Origin of the sequence: Borreliella carolinensis (genome assembly GCF_032595855.2) — a bacterium.
Classification (GTDB): domain Bacteria; phylum Spirochaetota; class Spirochaetia; order Borreliales; family Borreliaceae; genus Borreliella; species Borreliella carolinensis.
Window position 1 is genome coordinate 1 of the sequence record NZ_CP179462.1, and the last position, 26,602, is coordinate 26,602.

Consider the following 26,602-nt stretch of genomic DNA (forward strand, 5'->3'; position numbering starts at 1 on the left):
ATTTTATTGACAAAAATAATAGTTTTTGATATCATACATCTAATTTAATAAAGAGAAGTAAAACGGTGTGTGATTTAAGAAAAACAAAATTAATAGATAAGATAAGTTCACTAGAACTATATAAATACTCAATATTTTTTAGGAATTATATAGAAAATGTAGCAGAGGATTGTCTCAAGAACGGACTTGTTCTTGAGAGTTCTGGCCGCAATGTTAGTGAATTTGAGCTTGATAGGTTAAAAGTACAGCTTAAAAATGCTCTACTTAATTGTATAATAAGCTACCGTTTCCATGGGATTGGATATGTTTTAGTAAAAACCAAAGATACCCTAATAGACCTCGAACAACCCGTTAATATAGAATTACCTATTGGTTTTGAATACCTTGATTATGAATATGTAAGAGATTTGGGAGTTGATTTTGATCATATAACCTACAGAGTAAAATCCAGCAATAAGAACAATTCTTTAGACGCAGTTAAAATACATAAAAGTCGACTTATCATATATGAAAACTTTGATTATATCTTAAAAAGATATGTTCCGTGTTATACAGAAAGCTTTTTGCTAGATATTTATTTATTTGAAAAGATATACGTTGAAATAGAAAAACGTATTGAAAACCACAATTTTTTGTTTTACAAAGATGAATCTTTAGTGCAGCTACAAGACGCACTCTCTAGTGCAACAACTTCTTTAAGTGCACTTACTCAAGGCAATAATGATAGAGGAAGTGGCATTTTATCTTCTTTTTTAAGAAAACAAAATTCAAACAATCATAGTAAAGATATTTCTAATTTACGTAGTCTTAATGACTCATTGGCGCAGGAACTTGCTAGGTTAAAAAGCAATCTAAATAATGAGGGAATGTTTTATACAGCTACTCCGAGTGCTAGTTTAGAGGTTATTAAATACGACCTTAGCTATTTAAAGGAGGCTTTAGCATTAATTAAGGCAAAAATTGGTGCAGATACTAAAGAACCCCTAACTAGAAGTTTTAATGAGCAGGCTAAAGGGCTAGGAAATGATGGTAAAGGAGATAGGAGCAATTATTACGATTTTCTAAAAGGTGTACAAGAACAAGTTGAGAATTCTTGTAATTTAAAGCTTACAAAGTATTTCGGGCTTGATATGAAGTTTAATTCACTGATTATGTTAAGTGAAGAAGAAAAAGTAGAAAGAGATATAAAGCTAATTGAGCTTTACAGTAAATATAACCAGCTTATACAGAGTAGCTCATTTAATAATGAGGAGCTAGCGATTTTAAAAGAGAAATTATTCTCATTTTGAGAAAAGGAGTTAAAAGATGACAGAGAAAGAGGAAAAAGAAGACCTGCAAGCACAAGATAAAGAAGAACAGCAAAATAAGGCTGATACTAAAGTTATCAGTGCGCAGGAATTTGAAGAGTACATGCGCTTTAAAGAACAAGCAAATAGTAAATCTAAAGAGACAAGCCGAGATTTAAGTATAAATGAGCGAATAACAAAAGAACTTGCAGAAGTTGAAGAACGAGAGCGTATTGAAAAGCAATTGTTACTAGAGGTAGAGAGAATTAATGAAATTGATACACTTGCAAAAGCGCATCTTAGCAACCATTTTAACAAGGAAGTGTTACTTGCAAAAGGATACACACTAAAAGATATTATGCAGGCACAACGTAGAGAGCTTGTTCGTAAGTTTGTTCCAATTGAGCAAATTAAAGCTATTGCTAAAGCGTCAGATATAAGTCATATCGATGGTGAAATACTAGAACAACTTGTTTCTTTAGCAAAAGTGAATATTAAATTAAGAAAAAATGCGAGTAGTAATTCTTCTTCTGTTGACTCTATTAAGGGGAATATTATTGCCAAATCTGAAGAAAGAGCAAGTTTGCTTGATTCTAATTTTGTACCAATTAATTTTACAGAATTTGTACAAGCTATAAGTAATACATATAAGCAAAGACGAATTCAATTTTATGAAAATCTAAAAAGACATAAAAGAACAAGTATTGCTTAAAGGAGTTTTTAATGAGTGATATAACAAAAATCAAACAAGAGTTTGATAAAAAAGTTGCAGAAATTCAAGCATTAATGAAAAATCCCCAACAAGACGCGGGGTTACTTAGTAATTTTATTGATTTTAGAGACCAAAATCTAATTTTTTCTAATTTTGGTGGAGTGTGTACCAGTAGTAAGGACAAAATAGAAAATTATCCTGCTAAAGGGTATCCGTACAAGCGAGGAGTAAAACTTAGTTTTGGAGATGGAACAACCGAACTAGAAGTTGAGGCTGGTGGTGGAGATGATTTATATGGAGTGTGTTCTGATATAGATGAGTTTAGTGGTATGGCAACTGTAATACCAATTACGAATAACTTTACAGGATATTTAACACTTAAGAAGGATGGACAAAATAGTGTAAATCCAGGAGATAAATTAAATTTTAACCAACATGGAGAACTAGAAAAGGCTACAGGGGGTCAAAAGACTGTTAATGCGATAGCGCTTTCAAAAGCACACAAATTAACCGATGAATTATTTATAGTGCTTGCTAGTGTATTTGGGAATAGAGCAATAAAAGGGTAATAAAATATGGCTTTAAAAGGTAACGTGCAAGTAGAAAATCTTGAGGCTGTTGAGGACCCTCAGTTAGATTTAGGGGCACAAGTACCCGCTGCTCCTAGAGCTAAACGGCAAGCAAGACAAGCTGAGGATGCACAAGGGGAAGATCCCTATTTGGATGCAATTAACGAGCTTGATGATGTCCTTTTGAAATTCAAGAAATATGTAAAATCGATGAGTTCAATTGAAAATAAGGTTTTTGGCGGTTTAAGTAGTTGTTTTAAATCCAAGAATGAGCGAGTTGATGCATATTCATTTGCATGTTCAAGTTATACAGACAAAATAGAGGAATACCTTTACGATCCAGTGAATAGTTTTCCATACAAGCGAGGGGTTAAACTTGTTCCAAAAGAGAACTCTATATATGTAGAAGTTGGAGCTGATACTGATATGTATGGGATATGTGTAGATGTATGTGAGTTTAGTTGTACCGCGTATGTATTGCCAATTACTAACAATTTTGAAGGGTATCTTGTTACAAGAAATCCAAGTATAAAAATAGGAGAAATACTAGACATAAATAATAACGGAGTTATTATCAAGGCTGGAGGTGGGCCACCAACCGCAATTAATATATATGCTCTATCTGATTCATTTACAATCAATTTTGCACCCGAAGATAAAAATCAAGATCAAAATAGATATCCTAGGCAAGAGTATTCTATTAATTTTATAAAAGTTGCAATTTTTGGAAATAGAGGCCTTGAGAAAATAGTAATACCTGATGGTGGTTAAATCTTAATCGAATAAAAGGAGGTAAATAAATGGGAGATACAACGCAATTAGTAAAAGAGTATCAAGAGAAAAGAAGTAAACTGGAAAAGTTTATGAAAAATCCCCAACATGACGCTGGTTTTATTAGCAATTCTAATGAATTTAGAGACAAAAATGTGAAATTTTTTGCTTCTGGAGGCACTAGAACCAGTAAGTTTGATAAATTGGAAAACCATCCATTTTCTGGGTATCCATACAAGCGTGGAGTAAAAAGAGTTATTCAAGAAGCACAAGATAATCATAGTCACTACGAACCTCATGTTGAGGCTGGTGGAGGTGAGGACTTATATGGAATATGCATTGATATAGATGAGTTTAGTAAAACAGCCACTATTGTCCCACTTACCAATAATTTTGAGGGTTACTTAGTAGCAAAAGATTCTACGGTTAAAGTAAAAGATAAACTTATTTTTAATAAAGACGGAGCCCTTGAAAAGGTTACTGGAGCGGCAAATAAAACGGCTATTAATGCAACAGCATTGTCTGATGCAAAGCAAATTAGTAATGAGGTTTATTTAGTAAAAGTAGCTGTATTTGGAAATAAAGCTATTAGTAGAAATTAATAATATTTGGGAGGATTTAATATGGAATTATTTGATGAAAATTATTATGCAAAAGCTGTGGCAAATATCATAGGAGAAGTTAAAGATCCTATTATGTATAAATGGTTTTCACCCGATCAAATTGAAGATGTTGATCTACAAATGGGGTATCAAAAAACCGTAAAATGGGACGCGTTTTTAAATTCTAATCCTACAACAATTGCCAATGAGGTTAATACTATTTCAACTATTGGATTTAGTTCTGAAGTGGTAAGACTTAATTATTTGAAATTACAATACAAATTTAGACATTTAAAGCAGACTTCTGAGAAATTTTATACTTCAGACTCATACATTGGAGACATTAATAATAATTTACTTCCTTTTGCTCAAGCGTATAAGCTTGCAAGTAGTGAAATTATCAAACTTATTAATCACTTTGTACTAACTGGGACTGTTTCGATTCAAAAAGACGGGAAAAATCAAAAACGCCTACTTCCCAATATGTATGGACTACTTAATATGCCCGAGCAGATAAAAGAAGAAATTCAAAGTGGTGATAAAGATAAAATGGATAAAATCTTTGAAAAAATTGAGACTGGACTTTCAAAGTTAGAACTAGGAGACGAATTTTCCACGCCGATGATGGTAATAGTTGACCCATCAACTTCACTTAAACTTGTAAAGCCATACGCAGCAGCACAGGGTGCAGCAAGTAGTTGTGAAAAATGGGAAGATGTTTTAATTCAAACTATTAAGGCTATTAATAATAGAGAAGATGTTTACATTGAAACTTCAAACTTGCTAAAACATAAAATACTCATTTATCCACTAAATTCAGAACTTATTAAATTTAAACCTAGCAAGTATATGCTACCTACACCGAATGAACAAGTTGATAAAGACTCAACTGATATAGCTCATTCATACATTGATTTTGTTTTAGGCGGATTACTTGCTACTAGAAAAACTATTTTGCAAGTTAACATAAAGCAAAGTTAAAAGTATAAGGTAAGTGAAAATGAGTGAACAAGAAAACTTACAAGCACAATCTGAGGGAGAAGAAGAGCTTTTAGTAACAAAACTTCATTCAGAAGTATTATTGCTATTAGGAATAGACAAATTTGCACTAAGCCGGCAAGATTTTCTACTTCATTTATCTTTACTTCAAGCTATTCTGGTAACACGCGGTATTGATGCTAGTTCACTAACATATGAGCAAATATTTTTACTTACTTTCTACCACATGGGTTGTCAATTAAGAAAACAGGGCGTTGTTCGAGAATTTGAATTTGATAGGATCAAAAAAGAGAAATTCAATGAACTTGAACTTGATTATTATCCTAGTAGTGGTGGGAGCGAAGAAGGTGGTGAGGGGGGTTGTGGCTCAAACAAGAATTTTTGTTCACAACTTGATGCATTTTTAGAAAAACTAAAAAGAGAAACTTCAACGCCATCTTGTGTGGGGGTTGTCTAATGAATGGTGTTAGAAAAAGACTCTCAGATATGTCCGTTCGTATGATCAACGTATTTAAGGATCCTCAACCTTTAAGGTTTTATAAAGGCACGGTTGTTAAACTTGAAAACGATTCTTCTTATCAGAGAGTTTTTGATAAAAATAAGTACACTGAATTTGCGGGAGTTATTATTGACATAAAACCACAAGAACTTGCAGTGCTTTATGACTCCGATATATCTGATATTCAAGGATATTCTAAACTTTACACATATCAAGACCTTAACTTTGAGCTTAAAGACCGAATATCAATTGCAGATTTAGTTTACTTTGAAATATTTAGTATTGACTCTTCAATCGGATACTTCACATTAGTTTTAAAGGAGTTTATATGGACAAGCTAGAATTTAAACTGGAATTGGAAATTGGGTGGTTTGGTGGTCGTGCAGGGATTGCTAGAATGCATGAAAAAGGGGGTAGCAATTTACCAGCAAGAAAACATTTAACCAAAATTGCTAGTAGTTCTGAATTTAGAGAATATATCAATAATAGTTATATAAATTCTAAGTTTAATCTTGACCCCAAATTGGGAATGGAGGCTATTGGACAAGCTTTTATAAGGTACTATGGAAATTATCTATTATCAGCACAAGTCGCTCCAGCCTTAAAGGCTAATACAATCAAAAATAAGTTTAAAAAGGGTAGTAACACCGCAGCAATTCCACTTGTTGATACAGCCAAAATGTTATCCGAGATTACTTATAAGGTAACACTTGAATGATTTTTACTTTAGATATGGTTTTAAACCATTTAACTCAAATATTCAAAGGGTTTAAGGCGCATGCAACTGAAAATAATTTTGAGTGTGATATCATAAATACTTACAATCACCCGTACCTTTCAAAAATCACAGCTGCTAGTTCAAATATAATAGCATTGAAATTTGATGGTACAGAAAATCTATTTGATCATAATTCTAGAGCCGGTGCATTTTATGAAAATGCTTTGGAATTCAGTTTAAATTTTCAAATATATATTATTGCGATAGTGTTAAATGCTAAAGACTTTGCCGCTAATTCACGTATGTTAATGCTTTATGGTATGCTTAGCAATTTCCTACATAATAAAGCCCATAAGTATACTTTAGAAAGTCAATCACAACCCGAATATATTAGTAAAATTAATTTCTACATTTACCCAACATCTAATATGCAAACAGTTGGGCTAATTAATTTAGGCACAAAATATAGCAATCATGCATACAGTGCATCTATAGCATTTAATGCTAGTGTAAAAGCAATTGAAATTTTAAAGGAGGAATACGAAATTGCCGCAAGATACAATTAGTGTAAGTTTAGTTGACTCTAGAATTCAAGCTAGTAGGCCCAATTATTATAATCCACTTTTGGTTTACAAAACAGCTAAAATCAAAGTTAATAAAGATGCTGCTAACTTTGTAACATTGAATTTAACCGTTAATAACTATGAAAAACAAATTGAAACTTTGGAAAAAGATAATGGGAATGGACAAGATCAGTTTGGAAAAGAAAAGACACTACTTAAAACCGCAATGTCTAATTTTTTCAATTCAAGTGAAGAATCATTAAAATCTGCTGTTCTTTTTATTTATAAGGATAAACCCGAAGAGTTAAAAAAATATCTTAAAGTACATAGACACACTTTTGTTGTACTTATAAATACTGAGGGTGATAATTCCGATGATGGACTTAAGATTTATAAAGATGATTATGATAAGTTTAAAACACCTTCAATTTTTTTTGTATTCTCAACTAAAGAACAAGAAATAAAAGAACTTTTCAAGGATAAAAGCAATTCTGAAAAAGAAAGAAATATTGTTGTTTACAGTAACAATAAAGATAACTTACACCTCAAATTTGTAAGTCAATATTTGCATCAAGCAAGTATTTCCCATTCTGTAAATCCTTATGGTATGTCACTAGCTGCTAAACCGCTTGTTGATGACACTGTAATTGGAAAGTTGCGAACTGCAAAAATTAACTTTTATTCACTTCTTAATGAAACTGGACTTGATGGTATGCCCGCCTTTAAAGAGGGTGTCGATCTAGCTGGAAGTGCAATAGATGAACAGTTTACATATCATTATATAAAAAATGAAGCGATTATTGAGCTTATTAGAATTTGGAATAAAAACAATAGACAAAACAGCAAACTATCTGCACTACAACTTAGTGGCGCTAGAGATAATGCATATACTTCAGCAATTGAGTGTTTACTTAAAAGGTTTATAGATAGAGGGCTGATTATACAGTATAAAAATTTAAGTCTTACTATTTCTCCTACACCACAACTTAAATTAGAACTTAGTGTGAATATTACTTATAACTTTAGCATTAATGCTGTTGCTTTAGTAATTACTACTCAAGATATAGTTGATTATCAAAATAGTTTAAGTGCCTAAAAGGGGGTTAAAATGCAATTTTATGATTTAAGAGAAGTTTATTTTTCAATTGGTGGTACGCAGTTACATAGTGGCAAACTAGAGCTTACAAGTGAGCCTACAACAAGAGCAGTGATTAGTAGTGAAGATAAAGGTATGCCTGTAATAAGCTTAAGAGATCCTAAAACGATAACTTATGTTTTCAACATTGAAGTTACTTTGGGTAGTCATGATTACATTTTGTTAACTGAACTTTCTGATGAACAGTTTTACAACATGGATGTGAGAAAAGATGATAAAATGCTTGATTTAGCATTCAATGATAGAATTGCTACCAAAATTATTTCTAACTATGCAATTTTTACTGAAGAGCCCTCAAGAAGTTATTCTGCTGAGACTGAAAAAGTTACTTTTGAAATTAGGGCTATTAATTGCCAAAAATCTAAACCAAACAACACTTAAAAGGAGAGTCTTATTATGATAATGAGATATAAAATGAAAATTTTAACTAAAAATAAAACTTATGAATATCCACTAAAAGTACTTCCGGTCTATGAATGGGATAGAGTACTGGGATTTAATCAAAGTGACGCTGTTTTAAAGCTTAATGAAGTTAAATACTTAAGAGAAATTACAAGCTTAATGATAAGTCCAAAATTTTTAGACGAATTCTATGTGATTTTGGATCAAAATAGAGAATTTATCTCTTATTATAAAGATTATCTTGTTGCAATAATTTACACTGCACAATTTAATACTTTTCATTTAGACAATGATCTAAAAACCCCCGCTTTGGTTTTTCTAAGTGAATATGAAAATAATGTTGGTGATTTTGTTACTTTTGACTATATCAATGAAAACTTTGATTATGAAAAAGTAGCCACTTCGCTTTCATCAAGTACATCAAATTCTAATGAGCTGGTTGCTAAATGAGCAAAAGAAATAGAGATATTGATAAAGCTATTGCAAGTCTTAATGAGACTAGAAAAAAGTATTTTAACTTGCTTGACGAGATTAAGAACGATAAATACTATTTTCCAGTAATTATGAATATTTGCTCATATGATGATGTAAAGAAATTGCCTTATGACGAGCTTTTAGAGGTAAATAGACTTGCTGATATTAAATTAGAAAAAGAATTGTATGAGTTAATTCTAGGGAAGTGAGGGCTCAATGAGCGACAAATTCACTATTAAATTTAAGGGTATTCTTGATCATGCTGCAACAAAAAAGGCTATCGAACAAGATATTTCCAAAATGGAGAAATATCTTAAACCCAAAAAATCTAGTTTGGGGAGTACTAAAGATATTGTAAAGAATAATTTGTCGGACAAGAAAAAAGAACTTAACAGACAATCTAAATTTGAAAGCTTAAGAGAACGTGTTGAGAAATATAGACTTACACAAACTAAAAAGCTTATGAAACAGGGCATGGGTTTTGAGAAAGCAAGAAAAGAAGCTTTCAAAAGATCTTTAATGTCTGATAGAGACAAAAGACGTCTTGAATATAAAGAACTTGCAAAAGAATCAAAAGCAAAAAGTAAAATGCTAGCAGCCTCTCAAGGAAAAGGACTTGTTGCCAAAATTGCAATAGGTAGTGCTCTGGGAAATGTCATTGGCAACGCTGTAAGTAAAGTTGGTGGCGGGCTTATTGGATTTATGTATGGATTTGCTAAAAAAGCAGTTGAAAATAAATCTAAAGAAGAACAACTAAAACAACTTAATAAAGTGTTTTACAGTGAAAAAGAACGTGAAAATATTTTGGGTGCTATTAAGGGAATGAAAGGATTTGAGCGGAAATTAGAACAACAAGATTTTCTGCGAACAGCAAGTGTGCTTAAAGGCCATATCAGAGAATTAAAACTTAATGATGAAGAGGGAGAGAATGTATTAAATGCAACAAAACTAGCAGCTATGTTTAGAAGCACAGGGCTTGTTGGTGATAACGAAAGTGCTGTTGAAGTTGTTTCAAAAATACTTAAAGGGAAACTTACAGAAGCTTTTAATATATTGAAACCCATAGACAAATTTGGAAAAAAATATCTAGAAACCATGAAAAACAGGTTAGAGTTTCTAACTCAAGAGGGAGGGAAAAAAAAGCTAAGGCCAGAGATAATTGCAGACTTATTAAAAGATATATCATCTTTAAATATAATGGGTCATTCTGATGAAGTTGCTAGAGCTAAAAGCAATTTAGCTAAAATAGAGCAAAATCTTGAAGACGTAACTAATAATGTTTTGATGCCAGTAATTGGCAAAATTTCTGGTATTCTTGAAAAGATTATGAACCTTAATTTTAAACAAATCTTAAAAGATATCGTTGATGCCATAACAGGCGGTATAAAGGGTGCTTTTGACGGAATAAAAAACATTGGCAGCTCATTATATAATACCGGTAGTAATTTAGTTAGTAATATTGGGTACTACGCGAATCCTTTTAATTGGTGGCCATGGGGAAATAACAACAATAGCCCCGGGGGGGATGATTTAGGCAATTTTAACTAAAAAGGAAATTCTATGGATAAAAATGAAAATATTATCAATAATAATATTGCAAAGAAAAAATTCGAAGAAAAAATCAAAGATTTTGAAAAGAAAGAATTCAGGGAAATTACTCGAATAATAAGAGATGTAATAACCCAAATATTTGCTCTTTTCGGAGCAGATAATTTTTTAGTGTTATTCCCAAGAATGGATTTAAAAGGTTTTGGATATGTTCCTCAATTGTTTTTTATAAAACCAAAAACCGAACTCATAACACGCACTTATAATACTAGTTGTTCTAAAAGACCGGTTATTAACTATTATGATAGAAAAGCAGAATATGTAAGCTACAATCCAGTAATGACTGGTGAAAACATATCATTAAACGGTGGTATACTTACATCCTTATATAAGGATATGCTTTCTCTACTCAAAATGACTGTTTTTGGCAATACTATGCTACGTTTTGACGCTCATCTTGCAAAAGAACAACTAGCAAATAGAATACAAGCTCAAGTTCCCTTTAGTATCTACAGTCCAACTTTTGGCCTTAAAGAATTAGCTGTAATTACAAGTCTTTCGTTTAAGGATGTTCCTTTTATTGATGAAGTTGAAGTTAGTCTATCAATAGAAATTGTAAAAACATTTGAATTGGAAAAATATAAAGGATAATTAATGTTGCTACTACAATATGATTTTAAAATTGAATTTTATAAAGCAAAACAATCCTTAGAAAAGGATACAAGCTCTGGAGATTCTTTAATTGAAGAAATTCCTAAAATTATAATAAATACGCAACATGGAATTCATATTGATATTACCATATCTAATGAGTTTTCAAATTATAATTTTGTAAAATCTAAACGAACAAAAATTGTACTTTGGAATTTGCCCTTAGACTTCACCAATGACATTGAGGTGGGAGATATAGTAAAAATATATTATAAGAAATTTGCTCATGAAAAAAATTTTGATTTCATAATGTCGGGTTATTTGGGAACTCCTATGAGCACTGATTATCCTAGTGGTGATTTTAGTGTTGAGCTTGACGTTCGGTTAGCGGTTAGTAGCAACTTCTTTAATCGAAAATTAGAGAACAAAAACTTTAAGGGAAAAACGGTGCAAGAGGCCATAGAATCTGTATTTCCTAATCGCAATATTATTAATATGGGAAAAGAAGATCGTCTTAAAATCATTGAAAAAGATATTTATGCCACAACACCAAAAGAATTTGTTGACAAAATAAAAGGAATATATATTCATGACGTAATAGCTGATGTTGGTGGTGACAGTTTTGATGTTGAATGTAATTTTATATTTACTAATGATAGAACAATTGAAGCAGATGAAAATTACAAGGCTTTAGAAGATTATGGACTTGAATTCATACCACAACAAGAAATTGCTATTGAGGGTGAATACCATATAAGACGTGTATATTGGAACGCACAAACATTTTACACACATAAACTAAAAATTGGCGATAAGGTTTCATTTATTGATGGATTAGGAAAAATGATAAAAACCACCATAAAAGAAACCAGCGCAAGACTTAGCAACGCAGGAGAGTATTCATTAATACTTAAATTAAAGGATGATTCTGATGGTTCTGATTAAATGTAGAAAGTAAAGGGGATTAAAATGACTAAAGACTATAAAATTTATAGAATGAATCAGCGCCTTTATGGTCATGCTTTAGCACAAGAGGACGTTAAAAATTGGATTTATTCAAACATTTTCATAATTAAAATTGGCACTGTAAAGGAGTTTAAACAACAAACTCAAGAGGCTATTGTTACAATACCCGAATTTGAAGATTTAGAAATTCACACAAAAAATATCTCTAATATCGCAGAAAAAGTCTATCATCAATATTCCCAATTAAAAATGTAAATTACAAAAAGGTTTTTCTTGTAAGAAATTCTACTTTACATATAAAAATCTCTAAAGCCAATCAATCTAAAATAGCGTATAATATAGTTTAAGGGAAAATATTATGGAAACATTGTCAACAAGCACTAGCAGTATTAGTCAAGAACAAATATATAAAGAATTTCTTAGACTGGGCATGGAACAACTAATAGCACAAGATTTATCTAAAAGATATTATCACAATGAGCTAACATATAGAGATTTAGAAAATTTAGAAAAACAATTTGATATAAAATTTGATAATCTTATTTCTGAAATTTCTTACGTAGAAAAGAATTTGCAAAAAGATATATCCAATTTAAATACTAAGATAGATACTGTAGAAAAAAATTTAAATATAAAAATAGATAATTTAGACTCTAAAATAGATAATGTTAAAAGCGAACTTAACACTAAAATTGATAATGTAGAGAAGAATTTACAAAAGGATATATCTAATTTAGACATTAAGATTGATACTGTAGAAAAGAATTTAAATGCCAAAATAGACAATGTTGAAAAGAATTTAATGTCTCTTTCAGAAATGCTTAAATGGGTATTGGGAATTATGGGCGCAATGTCTATAACAATGATAGCAGGGCTAATATTTGCTTTCATTTCTAAGTAGCTAACCTTACTTAAAACATATCAATTCAAATAATAATTGTTTATCCAATATTTAGTATTAATACTTAGTTAAGTGAATATTAATAATAAAAAAAGGAGTAACAATGAAAATCTTCAACATATTATTTTGTTTATTTTTACTAATGCTAAACGGCTGTAATTCTAATGATAATGACACTTTAAAAAACAATGCCCAACAAACAAAAAGACGAGGAAAGCGTGATTTAACCCAAAAAGAAGTAACACAAGAAAAACCTAAATCTAAAGAAGAACTACTTAGAGAAAAGCTAAATGCAGACCAAAAAACACACCTTGACTGGTTGAAAACCGCTCTAACTGCTGATGGAGAATTTGAAAAATTTTTAGAATATGATGAAGATAAAATCAAAACAGCACTTGACCATATAAAAAAAGAACTTGATAAATGTAATGGAAATGATGATGGTAAAAACACTTTTAAACAAGTGGTTCAGGGGGCTCTTGGCGGCGGTATAGATAGTTTTGCTGGACAAGCGGCTACTACCTGCGGCAATGGTGGTTCCTAATAACTAATAGCCTCCAAATAGGGGGCTTTAATCTTGCTATGCTGCAAATATCTCATCAAACCGTTCATATTCTTTTAAGACACTAAAGAATATTAATGGACTAGGGCCATAATCAGTCCTCTTAAACGACACAAACTTTTCAAAATCTTGTAAATCTTTTAATCTATTATTTTTCTTGAAATGGTTTTTTATAATTTCCGCCCAATAGTTTACACTCTTAAAATCACTATTTTTCTCAAAATACGAGATTAAGTCAGATTCAATTTTCTTGATATCATCAAAATTATTGGGGTCTATATTCTGGATAAACCCTATTTTTTGAATAATTGAGTTTATATTATCTTTTATTGTAGGGCTATTTACCCAATCTTTTATATTAGACAACGCTTCTTTAAAAACACCGTAATAATAAAGCCTATCTTTTTTTTGTTCTTGCTTAATGTCTCTTTTCTGGTTTTGAATAGTGTTATTTTTTTGAACTTGATTAATTTCTTGTTTTTGTTCCCTTTTTTGTTCTTGTTTTTGATTAACACTAACTTGTTTGCTAGGCATAGAATTTCTGTTTTCATAATTATTGTAAATGGGTGCTGCATCAGTATCAACTTCACTTTTTATGCAAAGATGCCCCACTAAAGCGTATCTTTTGAAATAAGTAATAGCTGATCCAACAAATTGTGGCATTGTATTAATATTTTTAGACCCATTTTCACTGTTCCATTGTAATTTATCTGTATGAATTCGCGTATCAAATGAGTATTTGTACACAGTGCTTGTACTGTAGAATGTAGTCCTAATATAATCAACTATACCATATTGACCCTCTACAGAAATTGGATCTTGCGTAAAAAAAAGATCCAAATTATGATTATCAATAACGCTATAAATTACTTCTACTATGTCATTGAAATCTTGATACTTGTACCCATACCCTTTAAGACTTTTGTCAATACGCGGCAAGTTTCTGATTAGGGTGCTCATATCTTTTCTGAATTTTATTTCTGCTTGAATATTATTTTGTATTTCTTGATTATTATTTAATGTCGCCATTGTGGCCTCCTTAATTGTTATTTATAAAAATAAATATATAGCAAAAACTATTTTTGCTAACTTTTCTTACAAAAATTTTTACAAAAAAAGAAGTGGGACTTAACCAAACTCTTTTTACAAAGAACTTCGCCAAGTTCCCACCATGATCTTTGGAAATTACAATTAAGGTAGGTGTACGTGACATTATTTATACAACTACGCTGATTGTAGTGTAGCCCAATTTAAAATTAAAATCAATTTATATTTTTACTAAATTACAAATAATGTATTAATTTAACAAAATTAATAATTAAATTTAATATTTTTTTAGAAAAGTGTTTACTTTTAAATCAAAATTTTGCATTATAATAATAATTATAAATAACAATTAAGGAGGCCGTCGTAATGGCACTATTAAACAACAATAAAAGACCAATCTGCCACAACAAACACCAACACAAATTAATATCTCTTACTTCAACACTAGATTTTCTAAACAAAAAAGATAAAAAATACACACAACAAAACATACTCTATTACTATAATAAAAATCTAAAAAGAAATGGTTTGGCTCCCACTACTTTAAGAACTATGCAAAATTATCTTTACAAATTAGAAAAAGTACTAAAAGTTACAACTAACTACTACCAACATATGGGTGTAAATTGTGGAACTGAAATTTACTATAAGCTAAAGTATCCTAAAAAAGAATGTTACCAGAAAATCAACATGTACTTTCGAGAGCGAAAAAACTCTAGATTTAAATCTAGAGTTAATAACCGTTTTAAAGACGATATTTCTAAAAATGGTAGTGTAAATTCAGTGGAGTGTTTAAGTAATAAAAGTAATACAAAAGAAGAAAGAAAGATTAACGAAATAGAGAAATATCAAGTAATAAAGTACTTCAATAAAAGTAACTTGTTATGTAAAGAAATTCTTCCATTTTTATTAACATTAAATGTTGATAAAGATACTATGATTAAAATAATAAAAAACATAAAAAGAGCAGAAACCAAATTGCTAAAAAACACAAATTTAAATAAATCTTGCTTTAAAGAAAAGCAAGAGAAATTAAAGAGAATTCTAAATAACACTCAGAAAGAATTCGAACAAAATGGATATAATCCCAAACAATTAAAGACAAATTTACAAAAAGTATACGAAAGTTACAAATATAAACCCCATTTTATTATTGAAAGTCATAAATATAACGATTTAAACAACATAAAACGGAAATTAGAAAAGTCGATTGAAAGGGAAAAACGAAATTCTCAACAAAATTATCAGAATTTAAAGGCAAATATTTTCAATATCCTTATTGAACAACTAAGAAAAGAAACAAATATTGAAATTCTAAAGCCCACTATCAAAAAATATTTGAATAAACAAAAGAAAATAGAATACAATAAAGTATTTGGTACATATCATACTGAATTATTGGAAATAATAAAAAAACAAAAAAATTCTATAACGAAAGAAGAATTTAACTTAAAGGCCGTATGAGGATTTAACATGGAAAATGCACCAGAACCTATTGAAACTGTAAAGAAAGGCAAATGTAAAGTTGAATGCCAAAATAAAGAACGTTTTATTTTGATTGAAAAAGAAAATGGCAAAGCAATGTACCATACAAAAATAATGATGGACATTTACAAATTTGGAGTATATGAGAAAAAACACGAGTTTAGATTATCATTGAGGGCCTTATTTAATGGAGAAAGAATTGTTGAAGAAACTCACTTGTATCCAATTAAAGAAGGAGATAAGTTCATTGGTATTTTTTATGGCTACAGAAAACCAATTAAAAAACCTTTAATAAAGTATCAAATAAACGGAACTAGAAAAGCATATGCATTAGCAAGGGCATATTATATGGAATTTAGATTTAAAGCAGGAAGTGTTTTCTGCTATTTCAAGGGACTATATCGTTTATTAGATAAGAAAAGAACAAATAATCACTACAACAAAGTTTTATTCAGTATGTTTACGGATTTAGAACAACAAGTATATAAATTTTATGGGAAAAAATACCCAGAACAAGGACCGTTAATAAAATGGATAATAAAAAACCTAAAATAATAACAATAGCGTCAATTAAGGGCGGTGTTGGCAAAAGCACAAGTGCTATTATAATGGCAACATTGCTTGCAAAAGAGCATAAAGTTCTTTTAATTGATATGGATACACAAGCATCCACTACAAGTTATTTTTATAAAGAAATTTTAAATCAAAATATTGATATTGTGAAAATTAATGTATATAGAGTGTTAAAAGAAAAAATAGATATTAATGATTCAATCGTAAAGATTAAAGAAAATTTGGACTTAATCCCTAGTTATTTAACTTTAAATAAATTTTTAAGTGAATCCATACCATTAAAAGAGTTAAGGTTGCAAAATAATTTAGAATTTTTAAAGCGGAGGTATCATTATGTAATAATAGATACTAATCCTAGTTTAGATTACACTCTGTCAAATGCTTTAATGACTAGTAATTGCATAATAGTTCCAATGACTGCGGAAAAATGGGCGGTTGAAAGTTTAGAATTATTGGAATTTCATATGAACAATTTAAAAATAAAAATTCCAATATTTTTGGTTATAACACGTTTCAAGAAAAACAATACTCATAAGCAATTATTACAGCACGTTGAATCTAAGACAGGATTTTTGGGATTTATCCATGAACGAGAAGATTTAAATAAAAAAATTGCTAAAAATGAAGAATTTGATATGACCAAAGATTATATTAATGAATATAAAGGGGTATTATCAAGATTTTTAATTGTATATGATGAATATGTTAAATAAATCCATACGGATCCGTATGGATTTCGAATAAAAGAGGTTTATTATGGAAATAGAATTGAATGAGAGAGTTATATCAAGGGCAACAGACCCTGACGGTGAAAAAAAATTAATTACCAAAGAAGAGATATTTGCTCATTACAATGATTTAAAAAATAGATTAAAGACTAATATAAAAAAGAAAATTTTTTATAAGGTCGAAAGTATTAGAATTTTAAAAGAAATCAAAGATAATGAATACTATAAACTCGATGGATACAAAAGTTTTGATGCTTTTATAAAAGACTATCAATTGGCAAGAACGCAAGTTTATATATATTTAAAATTAGCAAAAGCATTGCAAGCAGGAATTCTTAATGAAGATTATATAATTGAAAATGGTATTTACAATTCTCTTGATAAAATAGAAAGTCAAGAAACCCCAATAGTAAAAAAATCAAAGCAAAATCCAATAAAACCATTAAGATTTCAACTTAAAAAGCAAGAAAGTTATGATTTTTACAAAAGCAATGCTAAATTTACAGGATTTTTGTTGGACAAATTATTTAGTGATGAAAAAAATATAATTAAAAGAATTATGAAAGAATATAAACAATTAAAAGGATAGTCTATGAACAATTTAGCATACAGAACATATAACATAGAAAGTATAAAAAATGAATTTTTAAATATAGGGTTTAGTAAGGAAGCAATAGATTTTGTTTTTCTAAATAATGATAATTACAATTTGGAATTTTTAAAAGAAAAAATAATTGATATAGAAAAGAATTTGAGAAAAGATATATCTAATTTAGACGCCAAGATAGATACTGTAGAGAAGAATTTAAATCTAAAAATAGATTTTGTAGAAAAGAGCCTAAATGCCAAAATAGATAGTTTAGATACTAAGATAGATAATGTAGAAAAGAGCTTAAATGCCAAAATAGATAGTTTAGATACTAAGATAGATAATGTAGAAAAAACTTTGCAAAAAGATATATCTAGCTTAAATACTAAAATAGATAGTGTAGAAAAAACGTTACAAAAGGATATCTCTAGTTTAAAAAACGAACTTAATACAAGTAATAGAACAATACAAGTAATTCTAATAATGGGAATAACGCTTGCTCCAATTATCTATTCTATATTTAATAAGTATTTTTTAAATTAAGAATGATTAAAATTTTATAAAGTAATAAGTTAGTATATAGCTTTAAAGTAGAACGTATTTGAATTTTTAACAAGAGAATTTAAATAGGTTTTTTTATTTTAACAAATACAAATTAGTTTTAATTCTAAATTAAAATATATTCAATTATTAAAAAGCCTATTAAAATTATTTTAATAAGCAAATTTGGTTAAATTCTAACTTTATTAAGTTCTTTAACAAGAAAATATAATAAAGCTTTTATTAATTATAATAATTTCTATAAAAAATTGGCAAAAATAGTTTTTAATATTTATAATATTATAATAAAAATTACAGGAGGAAACTTAAACCATTTATGTTATTATAAATCCGATTTAGCTTGGGCTTAACCATGTTCTTTTATTTAAGGATATAGTTAAGCTCTTTTTTTATAATTTTTTTATAAAAAGCTCGACAAAAACTATTTTTGTTATATATATGTATGTGGAATAGCTAAAAAAGTATATTGCTATCAAAACAATCCAATTAAGTTGGGTTTAGCTAAGTTCTTAGACAAGAGAATTTAAATAAGCCCAACTATTTTTTTTGTAAAAAAGTTGGCAAAAATAGTTTTTGCTATATATTTATTTTTATAAATAACAATTAAGGAGGCCACAATGGCGACATTAAATAATAATCAAGAAATACAAAATATAAATAAAGGAGAGCTCAAAATGATAAGTGTTGAACAACAAAGTTTTACTGGATGTGAAATAATTGAGGAAAAATCTTCTCCCATTAAAGAAAAAAGTAAATTAAGCAAGATAGGTAAGAAATTACCAGGAATAAGTAGTCAAGAATGTTTTAGATTTAATCGAAATATTGATTTTAGCACACAAAGAAATGGACTTGATAGGTACGGAGCTAGTGAAGTAGGTAATGTTTTGATTGGAGGTGCAGGACTTAAAGACTTGATTATTAACAGAGTGCTTAAATATTTTGGAATGAGCCTGCCTTTTGAAGAGAATTTGTATATGCTCAAGGGCAAAGAATTAGAGAATTTAGGATTTAGAGAATTTGTTAAAGCACATGGTGATAATATTGATATTTTGTATAAGAACAAATATGCCAACGGTGTTGATAAGTATAATTATTTTAAGAAAACTGGTAAATCAGAAATGTTTGTTGGATCAACAATTGATGGTTGGTTTATAAATAGTAATGGCACAGTAGAGCTTTTAGAGATTAAAAGTAGTGATTCTAATTATATGAGCAGTGCAATTGCTGAGTATAATAAAAATGGCAATTTTTTAAGCAGTAAATATTTTTTCAAATACTATGTGCAAGCACAAATGCAGTTAGCATGTACTGGACTTGAATATTGTAATTTATTCTTTTTAATAGATGCAGCACCAGTTAATTGCAAGATTAAAAGAAATGATGGCTTAATAGCAAAAGTGCTTGAACATGTTCACAAATGCGAGACGGAAGTTTTTAACATAAGAACTCAAATATTTAAAAATAATAATATCAACTTACAAATATTAAATAATGATAATAATGAAGTGATAAAACTAGTTGAAGATTTAGTAGAAAGAAGTGAATTTTATAGGAATGGAGTTGAGTTTGATTGGGCAAGAGAATTTGTAGAATATGTTGATTGTGTAGAGCTTGAAATTACGGATAGGCAAGTTGCTGAAAATGTTGCGTGTGATTTAATGGAAGTTGATAGTGCAAAAAAAGAATTAAGTAAAATGCAAAACGAACACAAAAAAAGAGAAAAGTATCTTAAAGATATAATCAAAATGAAAACCTACAATATTACGAATATATGTCCACTAATTGAACACGTAAATTATAGATTTAGAGAATTTGTGTTCACTTTTGACTCTAAGAAAAGGGCAATATCAGATAGATTAAGTGGGTTATTACCAACAAGTGAAACATTGCTTTTCCCAAGCAATATAGCATTTGCAAATAATGTCAGTGTCCCCATGTGAATGGGTGCACTAAAAAATTAAAGAAATAATTTAATATAGGAGAGGAAATCAATGATTATTAATAAAATAAAACAAGACAATAGAACTTTAAGACCAGAGATACGAAGATGGGGCTGTTACTTTTTGTGTCTGCATTATTATACAAGTCTATTTAAGAAACGTGAATTTAATGCATATGAAATAAATACAGCGTATTATAGATTTATAGGACTTGGATATATTAAGAGTAATTGTTTTATTATGAATCCATGTATGATACTTAATTACTATGGGATTAGAAGTAGTGTAAGATATGAAACTTCAAATTATTTGGGTGCAGCAAATGAATTTGAAATAAGTGAAGTTAAAATCGATAAGGTTACTGGGTATCACTTTATAGCAACAAAGAATAAAGAAATATTGTATGATTCACTTGACTTAAAGCCTCGTGGAAAAATATTTAAAGTAACTTCAAAGCGTATATTTAAACTAAAATAGTTTTATTAAAGTTTAAGGTTATTTTTCATACATTTATAAGCGTGAATTTTATTAGCAGCAGAGAGTCCATATATATTATCAATTTCGGAAGTTGAATGATATTTCATAAGTTCTTTAATTTGGAAAGAATTATAACCATTAGATTTTAAATATGAAATAAATAAATTTCTAAATAAATGAAGTGATTTATTAGCACGAAATCCTGATTTTTTGAGAAGATTTTTGAATTTATTAGAAATATGGATAATGCTAATTTGATTATCTTTAAATTTATGTTTAGTTTTTTGGAAAAGATAAGTACGCCGAGGATCAAGATTTTTTTCATTAAAGTAATTTTCGTGAGCTTTTTGAATAGCATCAAACTCTACAGATTTTATGACAATTTCTCTAATGCAAGTGACATTTCTTTTTTAGCAACATTTACTTTTATATTGTAAAAAGTTTCTCCAGTTTTGCTTAAAAAGGGAGTAATATCTTGCATTTTTACTTTTTGCAGTTCGGCACCTCTGCAGCCACTTATTGCGAGTAGATGTAAAAACCAACCAGAAATTGGGTCAATTTGTTTTAATGTTTTGACGCATTTTTCAATTATTTTGATAGTTTTTTGATTCAAATAAAACTTAGGAGTTGGTTTTGAAGTAATTTTTTTAGGTTTAGAAGAAATTTTTAGTGAATTTTTAAGAATTTTGTTTTCATTTAATACATTTTGATAGTCTTGGAAGAATTTGAGTATAAAATCTATATTGAAATTATTTAAATTAAAATAATTATTAAAATCCATAAAATCCTCTCCTTGGAAGTGTTACTTTTAAATTAAGTAAAAGTAATAAAAATTTAATAAAAATGTAATTTATATTTTACCAAAAACGAAAAATTTTAGTCAAATTTTGAGAGTTCTCATTGCAAGAGAAATTTGGGTTGTGGAGTGGTTTTAATAAACAGAAGAGGCAATTTTTAAGGGGTGGACTTAAGAAAGACTAGATACTTTAAGTGATATATAGCAAAGACCTTGAAATTTAAGTTGTATGCTTTTTGTAGTCTTTTGTAATGAGTAGTGTATTTGCAATGGAGAGATTTTGGCGAGTTGGTTAAAATTACATTTGCGTTTTGTTAATATGTAACAGCTTTATGTAACAAAATTATATATTTAAATCTTTGAAAAATTGCAATTATTTAGTGTTGCGTTATGATTTAGACTTATGGAGTAACTTATGAATAAGATAATGTTTATTATTTGTGCAGTTTTTGTTTTAATAAGTTCTTGCAAGAATTATGCAAGCGATAAAGATGAAAAAAGCTTAGAACAAGATTTGGAAGAAAAAGTTGAGGGATTTTTAGATACAAAAAAAGAAGAGTTAGTTGGAGGTTTTGAAAAACCTGGAGCAGAAATTCAACTAAAGGATGAAGAATTAATGCAAGCTGATGGGCAAAGCAATGGCAAAATAAAATTTTCTAAATTTACTGTAAAAATTAAAAATAAAGATAGTAATAATAACTGGGAAGACTTGGGAATTTTAGTTGTAGAAAGAGAAGAATATGGTATTGCAACGGGGTTGAACAATGATGCTCAAGGAGGAGGACATACGTCTACATTCTTTTCATTAGAAGAGTCAGAAGTTGATAACTTTGTAAAAGCAATGACTGAAGGGGGAACATTTAAAGCTAGTTTATATTATGGATATAATAATGAACAAAGTACTACGAATGGTATCAAAAATAAGGATGTAAAAACAAAGATAGAAAAAATTGGTGAACCCGAATATATTACATTTTCGGGAGATAAAATTGCTAAAAATGAAGAAGATGATAAAGATAGAATTGCTGAATATGCAATACCTCTAGAAGAGCTTAAAAAGAATTTAAAATAGAAGTTGGAATATAGGAGGAAGCTTATATGAATAAAAAAATGTTTATTATTTGTGCTATTTTTGCGCTGATAGTTTCTTGCAAGAATGATGCAACTAGTAAAGATTTAGAAGAGGCAGCGAAAGATTTAGAAAGTTCAGAACAAAATGCGAAAAAAACAGAACAAGAGTTAGAAAAACAAGTTGAAGGATTTTTAGAAATTTTAGAGACAAAAGATTTAAATACATTAGATACAGGAGAAATTGAAAAACAAATTCAAGAATTAAAGGAAAAAATAGATAAATTGGAGGCTAAAAAAACTACTCTTAAAACATATTCTGAGTATGAAGAAAAAATAAAACAAATAAAAGAAAAATTAAAAGATAAGAAAGAGCTTGAGAAAAAGTTAAAGGAACTTGAAGATAGCTTGAAAAAGAAAAAAGACGAAAGAAAGAAAAAATTAGAAGAGGCTAAGCAAGAGTTTGAAAATCTTAAAAATCAAGCTGGATCCGCAACTGGAGTAACTCAAGGTGCTAGAGCTGGAAGCCAGAGACAGCCCGGACAACAGGCTTGGTTAAAGGCTAAAGAATTTGGCTTAAGTGTAAATTATTCTGGGAATAATGGTACTAATACTGGTGATATGACAAATAAAGTTATAGATGATGCACTTAAAAGTATTGAAGAAGAACTTAAAAAGTTAAATAATAAAGAAGAATAGAAAAAATGGTTTTAAAAATATAAATATAATAGAACAAGACCCCCGTCTTGTTCTATTATTTGCATTGCTGATTGTTAAAGTATTTTATATGTTCCGTTAATTTTTATCGATTTTTATGCTAGTATTTTTTGTTTTGCTGTTATTGTCTTCTTTTATGAAATGTTTTTGATATTTTTTATATAATTTTTTATGATTTTCGAGATTAAATGTTATTGGTTCTTTAAAAATTTCAAAAGCTATTTTAAGGGTTTTAGAAGTTAGTACTTTTTTTGAAAAATCTTCTGATTTAGACGGAGGAATCCTAAGACTAGTAAAAATATAACTATGATTATATAAATTAGCTGCCGAATAGCATACTATGTTGCCTTGTTTAATTTCTTCAGGGGTAACTCTGCATTCAGATATTTCAATTGTTAGTTCAGATTCTTTTTCATTATCGAAGCTATATTTAATTTTAATTTTATTTGATCTTATATCATATATATCATAGAAACCAATATCATGTTTAGTAGCAATGTTATTAAAATCAAAATAATAAAAAATTCCCCGGTTACTATTAATTAAACGCATGAGTGCATGATTTTCATTTAGCCAATTTTCAGGTCTTTCTTCTGATTTTGTTGCAATCCAAGAGTATTTTTCATTATTTTCTTTTTCATTGGTGAAAAATTTACTATCTCCCAATATTTCTTCATTTTTATTATTGTTATTATTATTTGATTTGCAGCATAAAATGCTTATAAAAAATATTACAAATATTGTTTTTTTATTCATTTTAAATCCTTTTTTAAAATTTATTTATTAATATTCTTATAAAATCAATAAAAATTATAATTCCCAATGTTGCTAGTATGGGTGCTGTAATTATTGATCCAAGACCTATGGTAAAGATAGTAAGCAAAACAGAAAAAAGAGTGATACATAAAAATGTAGAACCAGTTCCTGTTTTCCCCACATAAAATCTATGCACTCCTAAATAACCAAAAAATAAGCAGAATAATGCTGCTACTAATCTGTTATAAGATTTTTTAACTTGTTTATTTTTAACTCCACAAGCAATACAAATTTCAGCTTCTTTTTTAATTGGTTTGCCACAAGAATGGCAATATATTTCGTCAATAGTTTTTGACATGGTTTTAAGCTCCTTTTAAAAATAAAACATCCTCAATTAAAAGTATTTAATATAAGTAAGTTATATTTTTATATATTTAAATTTAATGAATATTGTAAATATATATCATTGGCTAGAGATATTAAGAAGTTAACAGTTTGTGTTAACAATTAACAAATTGAATTACTATTTAGAGTAACAAATTGTTAATTTTGTTATTTTAGAGGATTTTTTTGAAAAAAGTTAAAAGGTCTTTTGATGATTATGTTGCATATTTTAGAGAAGGATTGTTAGATGATAGAGAAATAGCGGTTAAATTGGGAGTTTCTAGGGTAAATGTATGGAGGATGAGGCGAAAATGGGAAAGTGGAGAAAGTTCTGTTAACGATGATTCTAGATTATCAATTAGTGAAGATACTTTTGAACACCTTTTATCACAAACTTTTAAATCAGAGGTTAACGCTAGGAAAGTTATAAGCGAATTAGATTTAGAACGTGCTAATTTAGAATTAGGGTTTATACGTTCATTTAAACAATATTTTGGTGTTGAGCTTGTTAGCATACGTACTAAAATAGAAAATTTAAGAAACGAAATTGATGCATTAAATAAAGCAAGTAATAAAAAAAATAAGTTAGTTGATAATGAAGAAATTAATTCTTTGAAAAGTGAACTTAATGAATATGTAAAGGAATATTCAATAAGAGAAATGGAGCTTTATTATGAATGTATGAAAAAACTTGCTACGCTTCATGGGACTGAAAGCAAAAACAACTATAAAAATAGTAAAGGGCACAAGTGAACTTATATCAAACAAAACTTTTTACAACACTACAAAAGGAATACAAAAATAAATATGGAGTTGACATATCACAATTTATAAAGCTAACAACTTATTCAATTGATTTTGATAAATTTGAAGAAAAACAATTAACTTTAAAGCAAAAGAATATAATAAAAAGCATTCAAAAGAATAATGAAAAAAAGATTATACTTAGCGGTGGTATAGCTAGCAGCAAGACGTATCTTGCATGTTATCTTTTTCTCAAAAGTTTAATTAAAAATAAAAAGTTATACTCAAGTGATACGAATAATTTCATTATTGGCAATTCACAACGTTCAGTTGAAGTTAATGTTTTGGGACAATTTGAAAAGCTATGCAAACTTCTTAAAATTCCTTATATTCCAAGACATACAAATAATTCATATATTCTGATTGATTCACTGCGAATTAATCTATACGGTGGAGATAAGGCAAGTGATTTTGAAAGATTTAGAGGAAGTAATTCGGCACTCATTTTTGTGAATGAGGCTACAACTTTGCATAAGAAAACTTTAGAGGAAGTCTTAAAAAGACTACGGTGTGGACAAAAAACCATTATTTTTGATACTAATCCTGATCATCCAGAGCACTATTTTAAAACCGATTATATTGACAATATAGCAACTTTTAAGACATATAATTTTACAACTTATGACAATGTTCTACTTAGTAAAGGATTTATAGAAACACAAGAAAAGCTATATAAAGATATACCATCATATAAAGCAAGAGTTTTGCTAGGAGAATGGATAGCAAGCACAGATTCAATTTTTACACAAATAAATATTACTGATGATTATGTGTTTACTAGCCCAATAGCATATTTAGACCCAGCATTTAGTGTTGATGGGGATAACACAGCATTATGTGTTATGGAGCGAGTTGATGATAAGTATTATGCTTTTGTATTTCAAGATCAACGACCAGCCAATGACCCGTATATTATGAATATGGTTAAGACCGTTTTAGAAAATTTCAATGTACATACACTGTATTTAGAGGATAGAGACAATACAAAAGGTGCTGGTGCATTGACCCGTGAATACGTGCTACTTAGGAAAAATATGAGTCATTATTTTAGAATTACCCCAGTTAAACCAAAGTCTAATAAATTTAGCAGAATAACAACGTTAATTACGCCGTTTACTTACAAAAAACTTTACATTACGAAATACAGCAGTTCTTCTGTATTTAATGATATTTATTCGTATAAGGGGGATAATAAAACCCATGATGACGCTCTTGATGCAATATCCGCAGCATATTTGATGTTGTCTTTAGGATATAGAGAGAGAAGTGTTCACTTTGGCAATCAAAGATTTTTGTAA

33 protein-coding genes and 2 pseudogenes are annotated in these 26,602 nt (G+C 28.9%); 31 read left to right on the forward strand and 4 right to left on the reverse strand.

Annotation, left to right across the window (positions count from 1 at the left end):
* Positions 1-65 precede the first annotated feature (65 nt).
* From QIA46_RS06180 to QIA46_RS06275, 20 genes and pseudogenes are all read left to right on the forward strand, one after another.
* Complete coding sequence (locus tag QIA46_RS06180; RefSeq protein ID WP_418905928.1) at positions 66-1,289, forward strand: phage portal protein; 1,224 nt, start codon at positions 66-68, stop codon at positions 1,287-1,289.
* Between the two features lie 16 nt (positions 1,290-1,305).
* Positions 1,306-1,998 carry a DUF1357 family protein gene (locus tag QIA46_RS06185; RefSeq protein ID WP_418906058.1) on the forward strand — a complete coding sequence of 231 codons (693 nt, stop codon included), beginning with the start codon at positions 1,306-1,308 and terminating at the stop codon, positions 1,996-1,998.
* Between the two features lie 11 nt (positions 1,999-2,009).
* Positions 2,010-2,567, forward strand: coding sequence for a DUF228 domain-containing protein (locus QIA46_RS06190; RefSeq protein WP_418906059.1), 558 nt, complete (start codon positions 2,010-2,012; stop codon positions 2,565-2,567).
* A gap of 6 nt (positions 2,568-2,573) precedes the next feature.
* Positions 2,574-3,338 (forward strand): DUF228 domain-containing protein, encoded by a 765-nt coding sequence (locus QIA46_RS06195; RefSeq protein ID WP_418906060.1) that lies wholly within the window; start codon positions 2,574-2,576, stop codon positions 3,336-3,338.
* A 29-nt stretch (positions 3,339-3,367) separates the two neighbouring features.
* A complete protein-coding gene (locus tag QIA46_RS06200; protein ID WP_418906061.1) occupies positions 3,368-3,940 on the forward strand; it encodes a DUF228 domain-containing protein in 573 nt (190 codons plus the stop codon).
* Positions 3,941-3,961: 21 nt separating this feature from the next.
* A complete protein-coding gene (locus QIA46_RS06205; RefSeq protein WP_418906062.1) occupies positions 3,962-4,921 on the forward strand; it encodes a hypothetical protein in 960 nt (319 codons plus the stop codon).
* A 19-nt stretch (positions 4,922-4,940) separates the two neighbouring features.
* A complete protein-coding gene (locus tag QIA46_RS06210; RefSeq protein WP_418906063.1) occupies positions 4,941-5,396 on the forward strand; it encodes a DUF3890 domain-containing protein in 456 nt (151 codons plus the stop codon).
* Complete coding sequence (locus QIA46_RS06215; protein ID WP_418906064.1) at positions 5,396-5,779, forward strand: DUF1506 family protein; 384 nt, start codon at positions 5,396-5,398, stop codon at positions 5,777-5,779. The genes QIA46_RS06210 and QIA46_RS06215 overlap by 1 nt, the downstream gene beginning before the upstream one ends.
* Positions 5,767-6,156, forward strand: coding sequence for a hypothetical protein (locus QIA46_RS06220; protein WP_418906065.1), 390 nt, complete (start codon positions 5,767-5,769; stop codon positions 6,154-6,156). The genes QIA46_RS06215 and QIA46_RS06220 overlap by 13 nt, the downstream gene beginning before the upstream one ends.
* Complete coding sequence (locus QIA46_RS06225) at positions 6,153-6,722, forward strand: DUF764 family protein (RefSeq protein WP_418906066.1); 570 nt, start codon at positions 6,153-6,155, stop codon at positions 6,720-6,722. Before QIA46_RS06220 ends, QIA46_RS06225 begins: the two co-directional genes overlap by 4 nt.
* Complete coding sequence (locus QIA46_RS06230) at positions 6,703-7,815, forward strand: DUF787 family protein (protein WP_418906067.1); 1,113 nt, start codon at positions 6,703-6,705, stop codon at positions 7,813-7,815. The genes QIA46_RS06225 and QIA46_RS06230 overlap by 20 nt, the downstream gene beginning before the upstream one ends.
* Positions 7,816-7,827: 12 nt before the next feature.
* Positions 7,828-8,256 (forward strand): DUF1463 domain-containing protein, encoded by a 429-nt coding sequence (locus QIA46_RS06235; protein WP_418906068.1) that lies wholly within the window; start codon positions 7,828-7,830, stop codon positions 8,254-8,256.
* 15 nt (positions 8,257-8,271) lie between these two features.
* Positions 8,272-8,727: a DUF1473 family protein gene (locus tag QIA46_RS06240; RefSeq protein WP_231028370.1), complete on the forward strand. Its 456-nt coding sequence runs from the start codon at positions 8,272-8,274 to the stop codon at positions 8,725-8,727.
* The gene (locus QIA46_RS06245) at positions 8,724-8,960 is read left to right on the forward strand and encodes a DUF1322 family protein (RefSeq protein WP_075552633.1); all 237 of its coding nucleotides are present in this window, start codon (positions 8,724-8,726) and stop codon (positions 8,958-8,960) included. Before QIA46_RS06240 ends, QIA46_RS06245 begins: the two co-directional genes overlap by 4 nt.
* A gap of 7 nt (positions 8,961-8,967) precedes the next feature.
* On the forward strand, positions 8,968-10,299 hold the full coding sequence (locus QIA46_RS06250) for a DUF759 family protein (RefSeq protein ID WP_418906069.1): 1,332 nt from the start codon (positions 8,968-8,970) through the stop codon (positions 10,297-10,299).
* A gap of 12 nt (positions 10,300-10,311) precedes the next feature.
* Positions 10,312-10,950 (forward strand): DUF792 family protein, encoded by a 639-nt coding sequence (locus tag QIA46_RS06255; protein WP_418906070.1) that lies wholly within the window; start codon positions 10,312-10,314, stop codon positions 10,948-10,950.
* Positions 10,951-10,953: 3 nt separating this feature from the next.
* Positions 10,954-11,895 carry a DUF693 family protein gene (locus QIA46_RS06260; protein WP_418906071.1) on the forward strand — a complete coding sequence of 314 codons (942 nt, stop codon included), beginning with the start codon at positions 10,954-10,956 and terminating at the stop codon, positions 11,893-11,895.
* Between the two features lie 24 nt (positions 11,896-11,919).
* Positions 11,920-12,132: pseudogene (locus QIA46_RS06265) on the forward strand (DUF777 family protein); the annotation flags it as partial.
* A gap of 142 nt (positions 12,133-12,274) precedes the next feature.
* On the forward strand, positions 12,275-12,817 hold the full coding sequence (gene bdr, locus QIA46_RS06270; RefSeq protein ID WP_418906072.1) for a Bdr family repetitive protein: 543 nt from the start codon (positions 12,275-12,277) through the stop codon (positions 12,815-12,817).
* A 103-nt stretch (positions 12,818-12,920) separates the two neighbouring features.
* Positions 12,921-13,361: an Mlp family lipoprotein gene (locus QIA46_RS06275; protein WP_418906073.1), complete on the forward strand. Its 441-nt coding sequence runs from the start codon at positions 12,921-12,923 to the stop codon at positions 13,359-13,361.
* A gap of 36 nt (positions 13,362-13,397) precedes the next feature.
* On the opposite strand, the gene QIA46_RS06280 is transcribed toward QIA46_RS06275, so the two are convergent.
* Entirely contained in the window at positions 13,398-14,408 is a 1,011-nt protein-coding gene (locus tag QIA46_RS06280; protein WP_418906046.1) for an ERF family protein, read from the reverse strand.
* Between the two features lie 384 nt (positions 14,409-14,792).
* Here QIA46_RS06280 and QIA46_RS06285 point away from each other — a divergent pair, with 384 nt between their 5' ends.
* The 7 genes from QIA46_RS06285 (at position 14,793) to QIA46_RS06315 (ending at position 20,779) form a co-directional block, all read left to right on the forward strand.
* Entirely contained in the window at positions 14,793-15,890 is a 1,098-nt protein-coding gene (locus QIA46_RS06285) for a plasmid maintenance protein (RefSeq protein WP_418906047.1), read from the forward strand.
* 9 nt (positions 15,891-15,899) lie between these two features.
* On the forward strand, positions 15,900-16,466 hold the full coding sequence (locus QIA46_RS06290) for a DUF226 domain-containing protein (protein WP_010257938.1): 567 nt from the start codon (positions 15,900-15,902) through the stop codon (positions 16,464-16,466).
* A complete protein-coding gene (locus QIA46_RS06295; RefSeq protein WP_010883920.1) occupies positions 16,442-17,197 on the forward strand; it encodes a ParA family protein in 756 nt (251 codons plus the stop codon). The genes QIA46_RS06290 and QIA46_RS06295 overlap by 25 nt, the downstream gene beginning before the upstream one ends.
* A 43-nt stretch (positions 17,198-17,240) precedes the next feature.
* The gene (locus QIA46_RS06300; protein WP_418906048.1) at positions 17,241-17,801 is read left to right on the forward strand and encodes a chromosome replication/partitioning protein; all 561 of its coding nucleotides are present in this window, start codon (positions 17,241-17,243) and stop codon (positions 17,799-17,801) included.
* 3 nt (positions 17,802-17,804) lie between these two features.
* Positions 17,805-18,344, forward strand: a complete 540-nt coding sequence (gene bdr, locus QIA46_RS06305; RefSeq protein WP_418906049.1) for a Bdr family repetitive protein — start codon at positions 17,805-17,807, stop codon at positions 18,342-18,344.
* A gap of 635 nt (positions 18,345-18,979) precedes the next feature.
* Positions 18,980-20,302 (forward strand): DUF244 domain-containing protein, encoded by a 1,323-nt coding sequence (locus QIA46_RS06310; protein ID WP_418906050.1) that lies wholly within the window; start codon positions 18,980-18,982, stop codon positions 20,300-20,302.
* A gap of 51 nt (positions 20,303-20,353) precedes the next feature.
* Positions 20,354-20,779: a DUF261 domain-containing protein gene (locus tag QIA46_RS06315; RefSeq protein WP_418906051.1), complete on the forward strand. Its 426-nt coding sequence runs from the start codon at positions 20,354-20,356 to the stop codon at positions 20,777-20,779.
* A 5-nt stretch (positions 20,780-20,784) separates the two neighbouring features.
* On the opposite strand, the pseudogene QIA46_RS06320 reads toward QIA46_RS06315, so the two are convergent.
* Positions 20,785-21,560, reverse strand: a pseudogene (locus QIA46_RS06320) (tyrosine-type recombinase/integrase).
* A gap of 430 nt (positions 21,561-21,990) precedes the next feature.
* Here QIA46_RS06320 and QIA46_RS06325 point away from each other — a divergent pair.
* Positions 21,991-22,647 (forward strand): Erp family outer-surface lipoprotein, encoded by a 657-nt coding sequence (locus QIA46_RS06325; RefSeq protein WP_418906052.1) that lies wholly within the window; start codon positions 21,991-21,993, stop codon positions 22,645-22,647.
* Between the two features lie 26 nt (positions 22,648-22,673).
* On the forward strand, positions 22,674-23,342 hold the full coding sequence (locus QIA46_RS06330) for an ErpL protein (protein WP_418906053.1): 669 nt from the start codon (positions 22,674-22,676) through the stop codon (positions 23,340-23,342).
* Positions 23,343-23,438: 96 nt separating this feature from the next.
* On the opposite strand, the gene QIA46_RS06335 is transcribed toward QIA46_RS06330, so the two are convergent.
* Together QIA46_RS06335 and QIA46_RS06340 are read right to left on the reverse strand one after the other, a co-directional pair.
* Positions 23,439-24,116 (reverse strand): hypothetical protein, encoded by a 678-nt coding sequence (locus QIA46_RS06335; protein ID WP_418906054.1) that lies wholly within the window; start codon positions 24,114-24,116, stop codon positions 23,439-23,441.
* Positions 24,117-24,129: 13 nt separating this feature from the next.
* Positions 24,130-24,474: a TM2 domain-containing protein gene (locus QIA46_RS06340; RefSeq protein WP_418906055.1), complete on the reverse strand. Its 345-nt coding sequence runs from the start codon at positions 24,472-24,474 to the stop codon at positions 24,130-24,132.
* 212 nt (positions 24,475-24,686) lie between these two features.
* On the opposite strand from QIA46_RS06340, the gene QIA46_RS06345 reads away from it, so the two are divergent.
* On the forward strand, positions 24,687-25,253 hold the full coding sequence (locus QIA46_RS06345) for a DUF603 domain-containing protein (protein WP_418906056.1): 567 nt from the start codon (positions 24,687-24,689) through the stop codon (positions 25,251-25,253).
* The gene (locus QIA46_RS06350; protein ID WP_418906057.1) at positions 25,250-26,602 is read left to right on the forward strand and encodes a PBSX family phage terminase large subunit; all 1,353 of its coding nucleotides are present in this window, start codon (positions 25,250-25,252) and stop codon (positions 26,600-26,602) included. The genes QIA46_RS06345 and QIA46_RS06350 overlap by 4 nt, the downstream gene beginning before the upstream one ends.